Source organism: Pseudonocardia sp. Ae331_Ps2 (assembly GCF_001932405.1).
Taxonomy (GTDB): Bacteria; Actinomycetota; Actinomycetes; order Mycobacteriales; family Pseudonocardiaceae; genus Pseudonocardia.
The window spans coordinates 871,910-884,621 of record NZ_MCIM01000001.1; the positions used below are offsets into that span (position 1 = coordinate 871,910).

At 76.5% G+C, this 12,712-nt stretch carries 3 protein-coding genes; all 3 read right to left on the bottom strand.

Annotated elements, in window-relative coordinates:
- Nucleotides 1–10,295: 10,295 nt before the first annotated feature.
- The 3 genes from Ae331Ps2_RS04135 to Ae331Ps2_RS04145 are packed head-to-tail and all read right to left on the bottom strand — an operon-like array spanning nucleotide 10,296 to nucleotide 12,710.
- A complete protein-coding gene (locus Ae331Ps2_RS04135; RefSeq protein ID WP_075550168.1) occupies nucleotides 10,296–10,619 on the bottom strand; it encodes a hypothetical protein in 324 nt (107 codons plus the stop codon).
- Nucleotides 10,609–11,061, bottom strand: a complete 453-nt coding sequence (locus Ae331Ps2_RS04140; protein WP_020625943.1) for a hypothetical protein — start codon at nucleotides 11,059–11,061, stop codon at nucleotides 10,609–10,611. Before Ae331Ps2_RS04140 ends, Ae331Ps2_RS04135 begins: the two co-directional genes overlap by 11 nt.
- A 38-nt stretch (nucleotides 11,062–11,099) precedes the next feature.
- Nucleotides 11,100–12,710 carry a hypothetical protein gene (locus Ae331Ps2_RS04145; RefSeq protein ID WP_075310579.1) on the bottom strand — a complete coding sequence of 537 codons (1,611 nt, stop codon included), beginning with the start codon at nucleotides 12,708–12,710 and terminating at the stop codon, nucleotides 11,100–11,102.
- Between the last annotated feature and the right edge of the window lie 2 nt (nucleotides 12,711–12,712).

Consider the following 12,712-nt stretch of genomic DNA (forward strand, 5'->3'; position numbering starts at 1 on the left):
GTCTGCCCGATGATCGCGGTGGGCCCGTCGTAGCCGAGGAAGCGCCACCCGCGGACGGTGTCGGCCGTGGTGTCGGTGTGCGTGTCGGTCCGCGACGAGGACGCACCCAGCCCACCGGAGCCGCCGCCGTAGTACGGGTCCTCGCCCCCGCTGCCGCCGCGGCCGCCGAGTGCGCCGCCGACCTGCGCGACCGGTCCGGAGGTGTGCGCCGACGTCGACGACACCTGGTCGGCGAGGTACTGCTCGACCTTGGGCGCGTGTCCGTCGTGGACGACCTGCTCGACGCGGGTGGCGCCCGGCGCGGTGTCCGGCACGAACGACAGGTGCGCGGACAGGTCGTGGTGGACGAAGAAGCCCCGCCGGGAGGCGGCGAGCGGCACCCCGTCCCCGCCGAGGCTGCTGTGCAGCCCCTTCAGGTCGGCTGCGGAGACACCCCGCTGCGGATCGGTGAGGCGCTCGGCGATCAGCGCGACGTCCTCGGCGTCGAGCCGGCCCGCGAAGTGCCTCCGGAGCTGCCGCTCGATGTCCCCCAGGGGGGCACGCAGCCCGTCGTCGGTCGGCCAGCCCAGCCCGCCGACGGGGTCGTCACCGCGCAGCGTCGGCGGCACCTGCAGGTCCACCGGGGCCTGGTGCGGGCGGTTCTCCTCCGCCGGGAGCAGCCCCCACGCCCGCATCTGTTCCTCTCCGACGGAGAGGAACACGTGGTCGGGCAGGTCGACGTAGCGGGTCGCCGTCCGGCGGGTGGGGGTGTGCACGGTGTCGAGGAGCTGGTTGCTCTCCCAGGACGTCGCCCGATGGGTGACCACGCCACGGGCCTTCACGACGAACGACCTGCCGCCGGACCCGTCGTTGAACGTCTCCCGCGCGCCGAGGGTCGCCCGGGCCTCGGTCTCGCGGGCGCCGACCTGGTAGCCGCCGTAGATCCCGCCCGACCCCGTCGGGTACCGCGAGGACCGTTCCAGCTCCTGGGCGGTCAGCGACGAGTCGTTCACCTCGAATCCCCCGCGGGCCTGGGCGCCCCGGGCGTTCGAGGAGGAGCCGGAGGCCAGGTAGCCGCCGTAGACGACCTCGCTGCGGGCCCGCTCGGTGGACGGCGAGTGCCGCACGTCGACGACCCTCAGGTCGTAGAGGCCCAGCGTGGACACGACGGTGCCCCTCCGGTCCCGCCAGCGCCGCTTGTGCACCTGCTCGGGCGTGGCGATTCCGCGTTCGGTGACCCCGCGGTCGTTGGACACCCGCTGCGGGGCCAGGACGGCTTCCAGCGCGCGGCCGTCCTCCGTCCCGCGGCGGCCCAGCACCGCGTCGCCCCCGGCGGCGGCGGCCAGCGCGGCCTCGGCGGCGGTGCGGCGTTCCTTGACCCCGCCGATCCAGGTGAACGTGCTGTCGGCCAGCAGGGTCTGCGCGAAGTCCCGTTGCCGGGGGCCGACGGGACTGTCCATGGTGATCCGCGGGCGGCTCCGGATGCGCTGGGCCTCGGGCGGTGTGCCCGGCGTGAGCATCTCGTCGACCGGCACGTCCAGCGCGAAGGGCTCCCGGATCGGCGCGGCGTTGTCGGGCAGCGCCACCGGTGTCCTGGGGCTCACGTGCCGACCGGGTGCCCCGATGCCGGTGAGCCGCCCGAGCGCGTTGGTCTCGCTGAACCGCTCCGCGGTGATCGTGTAGACGTTCTGGCCGGTGACCCGGTGCGAGGGGCCGGCAGGACCGGCGACCGCGCGACGACCGGTGATGGTGCCGCCGGCACCGCTGTCGCTGTGGCCGAGGGCGGCCGAGGCCCGTCCTCCCAGGCCCGGGTAGGCCACGCCGGCCTCGAACCCCAGTCCGGCCCGCAGGCCCAGCGAGCCCTCGATCCCGGTTCCGGCGCCGCTGACGGACTCGGTGCGGTTGCCGGCGCTGGTCTTGACGCTGATCCCGGACAGCGGGCCCTCGTCGCCGACGTCGCGCATCTCGGCGCTGATCCTCAGGTGCAGGTACTCGGTGCGGCGGAAGCGGTCGCGCGCGAGCACGAGGTCGACGCCGCCGTCGTAGAGGGAGTCGGCGCTGCTTCCCAGCACTGTCTGGGTGGTGTTGTGGTCGAGCATCCGCCAGGTCTCACCGAGGTCGCGGACCGTCGAGCTGCTCGTCGACACACGGTGGCTGCCGTCGCCGTCGGCGAGGTCGGCGAACGGGCCGCCCACCGAGGCGATGATCTGGTCGATCCGCTCCCGCAGCCGGGTCGGTGCGTCGCCGAGGGAGTGCACGTGTGCCCGGCCGATGCCCAGGCCCGCGGCCAGGTAGGGCGGGAGGGTGTCGGTCCGGCGGTCGGTGTTGCGGGCGTCGCGGACGGCGTCGGTGACGGGCAGGCCGGCGTCGCGGGCGTTGTGCGGGGAGTCGGCGAGCACCAGCTCCACCGGTGTCCGGGCCGGTGGCGCGACGGCGCTGGTGGACCCCCACCGCACCCTGGTCTCGCGGACGAACTCGACGTCGTAGGCGCCCAGGGAGCTCTGGTCGACGTTGCGCCGGGAGGCTCCGATGTGGGTGGCCGCCCACCCACGGCTGCGCTGCCACCCCACCCCGAGGTACGGGCCCAGGTGCAGGAAGGCCAGCTTCGGGATGAACCGCCAGCCCCCGCGCAGCTCCCCGGACACGCCGAGCCGCGAGCTGCTGCTGCCTTCGACACCCCAGTCGATGCGCTGCTGCTTGGTGGTCTTGCCGTCGAGCTCGGCCAGCCACGACCCCTTCTTCGGCACCAGCCGGGACTCGACGTAGACCGGTGGTCCACCGGGGTTGCGCAGCTCGTCCGAGCGCACCCAGCCCGTGGTGAAGCGCTCGTAGTGGTGGGCCAGGTTGTTGTCGGAGAGGAAGTGCACCAGCCGGTTGCGGCCCGGCGAGTCGGGGCGCAGCAACCCGGGCGGGAGCTGGTCGGCCAATGCAGCGAGGACCGCGTCGGGGCCGGCCCCGCGGACGTCGAGGACGGCCGCGTTGGACAGCGCCGGGCCGGCGGCGGGACCGAGCTCGACGGCGGGGCGGGCGCCGGGGTTCGGTTTCGGTTCGTCGAACCACCCGGTGGCGGTGCCGTCCAGGGCACGCGGCCCGGGCCCGACGACGGCGCCGGACTCGTCGCGCACGGTGACCGTGAAGCGGACCGGGACGTCGGCGGCCGGGGTGTGCTTGGCGTCGTAGCCGACATCGTTGTTGACCGTCTTGCGGGTCCGGTGGCCGACGGTGTCGCCCCCGGACGCGGTGATCGCGGCGCCGCCGTACCCGGCGAGCGACCCACCGGAACCGGCGATCGGGACGGCCCGGCTGCTGTCGTCGTAGCGGCCCTCGACGAGGTTGTCGGTGCCGCGCCGGATCTGCTCGGTGCCGTCGGTCTTCGGCGCGGCGGGATCGGGCCCCTCGGCCCGCCGTCCGGGGACGTGGTCGATGGCGACGACGGCCTCGTAGCGGCGGCCGCCGATCTCGACGTCGAAGGGCAGCCCCTGGTGCAGCGCCGACGGCCGGTGGGTGAGCAGTGCGTCGAGCTGCGCGGACGTCGCCGTCCCCGACCGGCGTGCCGATGCACCCGGGACCATCGACGCGATGAGGTCCGCCACGGCCTGCCGCTGCTGTGGGCCCACCGACTGCACCCGCAGCATCGAGCGGGAGGCGGCGGCCGGGGCGGGCACGTCACGGCCGGTCCACGGCGACAGGACGTGGTCGTCGACCCGGAACCGGCCGGCGCCGAGGTCGGTGCGCAGGTCGGCCTCGGTGCCGCGGTCGGCCCGCGCCGTCAGGTCCACCGGGCGCCCGTCGAGGTGCTCCTGCAGGCGGCCGGTGAGGAACCCGTCCTCGCCGAGCCGGTCGGAGTTGAGCAGGGTCTGCAGCAACGCCGAGCCCGGAGGCGCGACGAACAGTCCGGTGCCGGGCCCCGCAAGGCCGTCGACATGGCCGGTGAGCAGCGGGAACAGCGGTTCCCCGTCGGTGACGCCGGCGGGCATGCGCGGCATCGTCGCCGGGAGCGGAGCGGGTGGGCCGTCGCCGGTGGCGCGCACGGCCGGGTCGGCCCAGATCCCACCCTCGGAGTGGATGACCGACAGCGCGACGTCCGTGCCGACACCGGTGAAGGACCCGGTGCGCACCCGGTGGTGGAGGATCCGGTCGGTGGCACGGGTGCCGGACGGGAGGTCGGTGGAGATGTCACGGACCGTGACCCCGAGCTCGGTCAGGCGGCGCCGGGCCATGTCCGAGAGGCCACCGGGACGACCGGGGGCGTCGGCCCACACATGTACTGCGGAGGGGTCGCCGGTCCTGGCGATCCACAGGTCCAGCGCGCGGCGGACGTCGGCGGTGAACCGGCCGCCCAGCAACGGGACGTGCACCCGGCGGGGCACGTCCTGCAGGTGACGGCCCTGCGGGTCGCCCATGACGGTGCGCGGCACCGGCGCGTCGACGTGCGCCTGCACGCCGCGGCTCGGCCGGGGCACGACACCGTCCGGTGCGTCGACCGCGGCGCGATGCACGATCCGCACCCCGGGGACATCGGCGAGCTGCCCGCGCAGGAACACGGCCGCGGCCAGTGCCCGCGCCCGGCCCGTCGCCAGCCGCTGGGCCACGTCGTTGCGGGGACGCCCGGCCCGGTCGGTGTCGGCCCGACCGACGAGGGACTCCGCACCGCCGCGGAGGCGGTCGGCGCGGTGGCCCATCCCGTCGCCGACCAGCTCCACCCGCGGCGGGGGCTCCCCGGCCTCGGCGGCCAGGCGGGCGCGTTCGCGGACCTCGCCGGCCAAGGTCGTGAGGTCACGGCGGGCATCGTCGCCGAGGCGGGTGACGTGGGAGTCGAAGGCGACGTCGTGCACCGAGTCGGTGCGGGTGACGTCGTCGGCGCGCTGCTCGATGACGGCGACGCGGCGCTGCTCGGCGGGCGCGTCCGGGGTGGGCGGGAGCGCGCTGCCGGCGGACACGATGCGGAAGTCCTCGCGGGTGAGACCACCGGGCCGGTCGGTGCGCAGCCGCTCGGCCAGGCGCTGCTCGACGACGTCGTGCACCGAGCGGGCCCGGTCACGGCCGGTGACCTCGGCGCCGGTGCGGTCGGCCCACGGCCGCACGACCTCACGTGACCCGTTGCCGTGCCCGGTGACCACCAGCGCGGGCGTCGGGCCCCCTGCCCTGCGGGCGGCGACGACGTCGGCGATCCACGCATCGGTGGCACGGTCGACCGCCGCGCGGTGGCTGTGGGCGATCCGGTGGGAGCCCTCGGCGAACGGGATGTGGACGGGCGCGGCGGCGAGGGCGGCGTCGCTCAGGGCGGCATCGCTCAGGTCACTGTCGCTCCGCCCGCTGTCGCTCCGCCCACTGTCGCTCCCGTCGCCGTCGCGGGCGCTGTCCCGTTCGAGGTCACGGAGCCCGTCACGAAGCCCGTCACGGTCGCGCGGGGGCGCGAGGTCCTCGCCGGGATCGCGGCGTCCGAGCGTCTCGGGCCGGCGCGCCGCGTCCTGCTCGACGACGGCCCGCACCGTCCGCGACGGCTCCGGGACCGAGCCGTCCGGGGTGTCGACGGCGGCCCGGGTCGCGATGTGGACGCGGTCGGCCTGCGGGCCGAGCAGCTCGCGGAGCCGCTCGGCGACGTTGCCGGCCCGCTCCCGGCCGGCGACACGCCGTTGCTCCAGGAGCGCCTCGGGCCCGGGCGACGGCGGCCGGACCACCCACCGGCTGGGGGGACGGGGGTCGTCGGCGGGGTGGCTGACCAGGTCGCGGGCCCACTTCTCGGCACTGCCGAGCCGGGTCTTGGCCACCCGGCCGGACGACTCGATCAGTGCCCCGCCGTGGTGCGCCAGCCGCTGCGCCGGACGGCCGGTGCCGTCACCGATGATCTCCGCCCGGACCGAGCCGCCGCCGCGGAGGCGTTCGCGGATCTGTCCCGCGAGCGCGACGATGTCGGCGTCGGCCCCCGGATCGGGGCGGTGCTGGCCGGAGCCGAACGTCACCGTGCTCTCCGACCGGGTGCCGGCGACGTCGTCGGTGGTGTAGTCGATGATCGCGACCCGGTTCGTGTCGCGCAGCGCCCCGGACGTGAGCGGCGTCGCGTCCGCTCGTACCAGGACGCGGAACTCGGAGGGCTCCCGGCCGCCCAGGCCACCCTCCCTCGCGAGCTCGTCGAGCCGCTCCAGGACGACCGCCCGCACGGCCTCGGCGCGGGCCCGTCCGGTGGAGGTGCCGTCGACCGACCAGGGCATGCGGCGCATCGACCCGTTGCCGTGGCCGGTGATCGTCATGGCACGGGCCGGGCGGTCCGGGGGTGTGGTCAGGACGTCGCGGACGAACGCGTCGGTGGCGTCACGGATCGGGCCGCGGGCGTCCTCACCGACCGCGCTGCTGAACTCACGGAAGCCGACCGGCGTGACCGGCGCGCCGTGCTCCGGGCGTAGCGATGCGGACCGTCCCCCGTCGTCGCCGCTGCGTGGGGCGGGCGGACCGACGTCGGCGGGATGGGGGGCCGGCACCGGCAGGACGACCGCGGAGTCCTCCTCGTCGCGGGTGCGCGTGCGGCCGGCCGACGTCGCCGGGCGCGACTCGGTGCCGCGGGACTCCCCGTCCGGGGTACGGGAGGTGGTCGTGCGGTGCTCGCCGGACGAGGGATCTCCCGTCCGCGCCGTGGTGTCCGTGCCGGTGCGTACCGCGGCCGGCGGGGCGCCGTCGGTGCGGGTCGCGGTGGACGTCGTGGCCGGACCGGCCGTCGTGGCCGGGGTGGCCGAGGACGCTGCAGACACCGGTGCGGGCGGGGCCGGTGTCGCCCCGGACGGGACCGGGGTGGGGACCCGAGGGGGCGTGCTGCTCGTCGGGGGGACGCTGCTCGTCGCCGGCGGCGTGCTGCCGGCCGCGGCCGGCGTGCTGGTCGTCGGGGGTGTGCCGCTGGTCGGCGTGTGCGACACGGTCGCCGGCAGGACCGGGGACTCACCGCGCTCGACGAGCGGGGACACGTCGTCGGTGGCGAAGGGGGATCCCGAGGTCTCCCACGTGGCCCGGTCCCCGTCGACCGGGCCGACCGGGGACACCTCGTCCCGGGGGCCGTCCCCGGCACGGGACCCGTCGGCGGTGACGGGATCGCCGCCGCGGCCGCCACTCGTCGGTGTGGGGGCGGTGGACCCGCCCCCGACGGTGCGCCCGTCCCCGGCCGCGGTCTCGACCGACAGCCCCGGACGACCGGAACGGGAGGTGCCCGCCCCGGACCCGGTGCCGGTCGCAGTGGTGTCGGTGCGTCCCCCGCCGGACGACGACGCGGTGTCCCTCCCGCCACCGGACGACGTCGTGGCGTCCCGGCCGCCACCGGACGGCGCGACGGCGTCGCGGCCGCCGCCCGACGTCGTGGGCTGCGGCGTCACCGCCGTGACGGACGTCGGCGCGGACAGGACGGAGCCGTCCACCGCACGGCCCCCGCTGTCGTCGGCGCTCCGGGGCGGAGACGCCTCGGGGCCGCTCGGGGCCGCGGTGCCTCCGGAGTCCCCCCTCGTGGTCTGCGCACCAGGGACCGGCTCCCGGGACACACCACCGGGGGAGTCGGTCGTCGTGTCGCGGGTGGCCGGCGTGGGCTCGGTCGGGCGGGTCGTGTCGACGTCCCGGGCGATGCCGGGGGTGGGCGGACCGTCGCCGGTGGAGACCGCGCCCGGCGTGGCACCACCATCCGGCCGCACCGTTCCGACGGCGCCGGGCGTCTCGGCACCGCGGCCGGAACCCTCACCCTCGACGACGGCGTCCCGGGGGGAGGTGCTCTCCCCACGGCCCTCGCTGACCGACGCGGGGGTCGGGGTCTCCGCGGAACCTCCGACCGCCGTTTCAGGGGTCGTCCCGTGGGCGTTCGAGCTGCTCCCGGGCGGGGTGTTGCCCGCCGCCCCGCCGCCCGTGGAGCTCCCGTTCGCCGTGGTGGCGCCGGGCGTGGCGGAGCCCGCCGCGCTTCCGCCGGGCGTGGCAGAACCCGCCGCGCTCCCGCCGGACGCGGCAGAGCTCGCTGTGGTGCCGCCGGGCGTGGCGACACCCGCCACGATCCCGCCGGGCGTGGCGGAGCCCGCCACACTGCCGCCGGGCGTGGCGGAGCCCGCCACACTGCCGCCGGGGGTGGCGGAGCCCGCCACACTGCCGCCGGGCGTGGCGGAGCTCGCCGCATCTCCGCCGGAGGTACTGCCGAACTCCGCGTTGCCGCCGGGGGTGCTGCCGAGCTCCGTGGTGGAGCCGTGCGCACCGCCGAGCCCGGTGTCGCCGAGACCGGGCTCAGCGCCGAGCACGCCGCCACCGGCCGCGTCGCCTCCGGACGTCCCGCCGGCCGTCACGTCGGCCCGGGGAATCGCCCCGCCCGTCGTGTCGCTGCCGCGGGTGCCGTTCCCGGCTGCCGCGTCGGTACCCGTGTCGGGGCCACTCGTGGAGGCGCCGCCCGTCCGATCGCCACCCGTCGGGTTCCCGGCCGCTGCGCTGCCCGCAGCGGTGCCACCGGCCGAGTCGATCCCCGCGGCACCACGGCCCGCCGGATCGCCGCCGGCCGCGCTGCCCGTCGCGTTCCCGGCGGCATCGTTCCCGGCGGCGCTGTTCCCCGCGGCGCTGTTCCCCGCGGCGCTGTTCTCAGCCGCAGTGCTGCCCGCGGCGCTGCTCCCCGCCGCGCTGCTCCCGGCCGCACTGCTCCCGGCCGGGGACGACGCGTCGGGGTCGACCACGGACGACGCAGAGGACGGCGCAGGGGACGGCGGAGCGGACGAGAACACCGGTTCCGGTCGGGCACCCGCGGCCGAGCTCCACGGCTGGGAGGACGCCGCGGACGATCCGGTGACGGCCCCCGGGGACGAGGACTCCGGCACCGCGGAGAGGGGGGTCCCCACCGTCGGCGCCGACGGGATCACCAGCGGCGGACGGTCCCCCACCCCCTGCTCCGGGGACCGCGTCGACGGCGAGGAGTCCCCGTCGTCGCCGCGGGTCGTCGTCCCGTCGTCGGCGAGCTGGGGCCCGGTCGGCGGCCCCCCTCCGTCGAACGTCGTGGGGGTGGTGACGCCGGCTCCCGGGCCACCGGAGGCCATCCAGGGCGGCGGGGTCGCGGAGGGCCCCAGCCCCTCCTTCTTCATGTGGTCCAGCAGCGAGGTCGGGCTCAGTGCGGGGAACTTGCTCGCGGCGATCCCGAAGTCGCCACCGGGCCGGCTGCGCATTCCGCCGAGCGCGCCGATGGCGCCGAAGAACGGGTTGGAGTCCTCCCCGAACACCGCGTTGATGACCGCACCGGACGCAGGCGCCGTCATGATCTGTGCGCCGGCGTAGCCGAGGATGCCGAACGCGCGGACGTGGCGGGCGAGCTGCAGGGGCGGGGTTTCCGGCCGGCGCGCCCGGTTGAGGTTGCGCATCGCGCTGTTGCTCCAGCTGCGGACGCCGCCGGCCGCCGCGCGCGCGAGCCCGGCGCCGGCCCCGCCGATCGCACCACCGATCGCGCTGTGCCCGATGGAGTCGAGGTCGTAGCCCTCGCGGCCACCCGCGCTGTTCTGCCCGACCTGGATGAGACCGTCGAGGCCGGCCATGAGCCCGGCGCCGCCCGCCCCGTAGAGCGCCGCCCGCTTGGTCGCCTCGGCGAGCGCCTTCGAGATCCCCCGCAGCAACGTCTGGGCGGACGCCTTGTTCAACCCCAGCCGCGCGACCGCCTGGATCATCTGCTTGACCATCTGCCGCAGCAGCGCCCACAAAGTGACCCGGGCCGCGGCGAGGACGGCCGGGACGAAGATCGCCCCGAACAGCGACACGAGCAGTTCGATGACGGCCGCGAGGGTCATCGCGGCCATCACGACCAGCATGATCTTGCCCTTTTGGATGTCCGCGGCGGCGTTCTTCGTCGCCTTCCGGAACTCGTCGGCGCCGTTGGCCAGCTCGGTGAGGCTGGCGGCGTAGTCCTCGCCGATGAGCTTCGCGTTCGCGGCGCCGGTGTCACCGCGCAGGACGTCGTCGAGCGCGTCACCGGACCGCCGCGCATCGAGCGCGGCCCGCTCGAGCGCGGCCGCGAGGTCGGCCCATGCTGCGCTCAGCTCTCGGAGGTTGCCCTCGTTGCCCTCCGGCCACTCCATCCCGAGGGTGACCTTGAAGAACTTCTGGAGGGAGTCGGGCAGCTCGGTCGATCCGCCTTGTCCTGCCATCGCAGGGATCCCTCCTTCCTCGTTCCGGGTGGTGCGATGCCCCGGCGCTGCCGCCGGGCGGGGTCGGGTCGGGCCGCCTCCGGGCCGGCGGACGGGTCCGCTGCGGGCTCCTCGGCGCCGGTGGGCACTACGCGGGCGTCCACGCCCCACCCGCAGGTGCGGGCCCGCACGGGTCGGTGCGGGTGGTCATCTCGCGTCGGGCATCGGCGGGACGTGCGAGCCGTTGTCCTCGTCGAGCCGCGTCAGGTTCTCCGCCGAGATCTCGAGGTTGTCGGCGTAGAGGTCGAGCACCTCGGTCGTCTCGCCGACGCCGGCGCGGGCCTCGGTCGAGTCCGGCGAGTACTTCTCCCCGAAGGCCTTGCCGATGTCGTCGCTGCCCCAGCAGCCCTCGTACTGCGCGCTGAGTGCGTTCAGACGCTCCAACGGGCCCGCCAGGTCGCTGCGGATGCGACGCACCCCGTCGGCGTTGCGCCGGACGCCGGGGAGGTCGACGTAGGTCTCATCGGCCACGACGCTCACCCCGGGTCGGGTCCTCGACGCCCATCTCGGCGAACATCGAACCCATCAGGGACTCGATCATCTCGGCGGGGTCGACCTTGCCGGTCGCGAGTCCGACCAGGTCCAGCCCGTCCGCGCCGCCGCCCTCCTGGACGATCGCCGCGGTGCGCTCCAGGGCCTGCAACCGCCCGGACTGCAGCGTCGCGACGATCAGGTGCGCGAGCTCGGTGGGTGCCAGCGAGCGGTACCGGGTGCCGTGGAAGCTGAGGTCGGTGAGGTCACCACGGCCGTCGAAGGTCATGGTGAACGACCGGTCCTTGGCGACGACCGTCGTCTGCTCCTCCTTCCACACCCGGCTGACCTCGCCGACCCGCGCACGTTCCTGCTCGAGCTGGTCGAAGGACTCGTCGAGCCGCCTGGCGTAGTAGGCCTCGTGGTCGGTGGCGTCGCTCATGGGTGTCTCCTCCTCGTGTGGTCGGGCGGGTGCGGGACTCAGGTTCGGCCCAGCACGCCCGGTACGCCGTCGTCGCGCCAGTTGCTGGGATCAGCGGTCAGCGAGGTCTCGCGGGTGCGGTCGTCGTTCTGGTTCATCCCGCCGGCCATCCCGGCACCCATCGGCATGAACGGGGCCCCCGTCGGCCCGGCGCCGGGCGTTCCCACGTCGGCGCCGGCCGGGCCGAGGGGGAGGCGACCGCCGCTGCGGGGGTCCGGGGTGGGGGTGGTGACCGGCAGCGTCGCGATGGCCGCCGTGTCGCCGGTGACCGGAAGGGTCGGCATCCGGGTCGCCGCTCCCCCGGACGACGCGGGAAGCGAGGACGACGGAGCCGGCGCCGACGGCACCGGGCCCAGGTCCGGACGGACCCGCTCCGGGGTCGTGGAGGAGGCGGACACCCCCGCGGTCCGCGGTGCCTCGAGCTGCGGCACCGCCACGGCATCGACCGTCTCCGCGCCGGTCGCGCGCTCCGACCCGCGACGGGTCGCGTCGGTCCGCTCCACCGCCGGGGACGGAGCCGTCCCGGCCGGGGTCCGGCCTTCGGTCCCGCCGCGTCCGAGCACCCCGCCGGTGGCCATCCCGACGACGCCGCCCGGCATCGCGGCGTCGCTCTGGGCGGACGAGCCCGGGACGACGGCCCCGAGCGACCGCACGGGCGCGACGGGCTCCTGCGTGGCCGGAGCCGTCCGGGTGCCGTCCGGCACGGTGACCGTCGCCGGCGTGACCGCCCGGCCGGTCTCGGTCGGGCGTCCCAGCACCCCCGACGGGGCCACGGTCGGGGCCCGCGCGGCGAGCACCGGAGCGGACTGCAGCGTGCCGCTGGGAACCGCCGCGGCCGGAGCGGCGGCCGGGGCACCGAGCGCCTGACCACCGAGTGCGAACGCCGCCGGAGCGAACGCCACCTCGCCCGGCGCCGCGGGCGTGCCCTCCGGTACCGCGCCGACGGTCGCCGGGGTCGGGGTCGCCTGAACCGAGGCCGCACGGACGCCGGCCGCCTCCGGGCCGGGTGCGGTCAGCCCCGGGATCCCGGCCGTGGGGGCCGGCGAGGTCTGCTGCATCGCGGTGACCACCGTCGGCTGTGGCCGTGCGGTGGCCGACGTCGGCGTCGCCGTGGTGCCGCCGGCGGGCACCGATCCCGGCACCGCCGCGATCGGCTGCTGTGTGCCGCCGGCGGCGCCGAGCACGGTCTCCACGCGGGCCAGCTCGGCCCGGGCCGCCGCGGCGAAGGTCTCCTCGACCTCGGCTGCCTGCGGGTGCCCGGCCCAGGCGGCGCGCTGTTCACGCAACGACTGCGCCGCGCTGCGGGCACGGGCGAGCTCGTCGGCCGCGCGGCGCAGCGCGGGCGACCAGCTCCGGACGGCGTCCAGTGACCGTTCCATCGCGGCCGCCTTCGCCGCGGACTCGGCGACGAACCCGTCGGCGGTCGCGCCGAGCATCACCTCCTGGACGCGGTGGGTCTCGCGGCGCAGGCCGTCGCGGGCCGTCTCCAGCTCGGCGACGACCGCGTCGACCGCGGCCGCCCGCCGATACAGCACGTCCGGGTCGGCCGCGAGCAGCTGGGCGACGACCGCGTCGAAACCGGCGTCCACCGGTGGGACGGGGGCGGTCACGG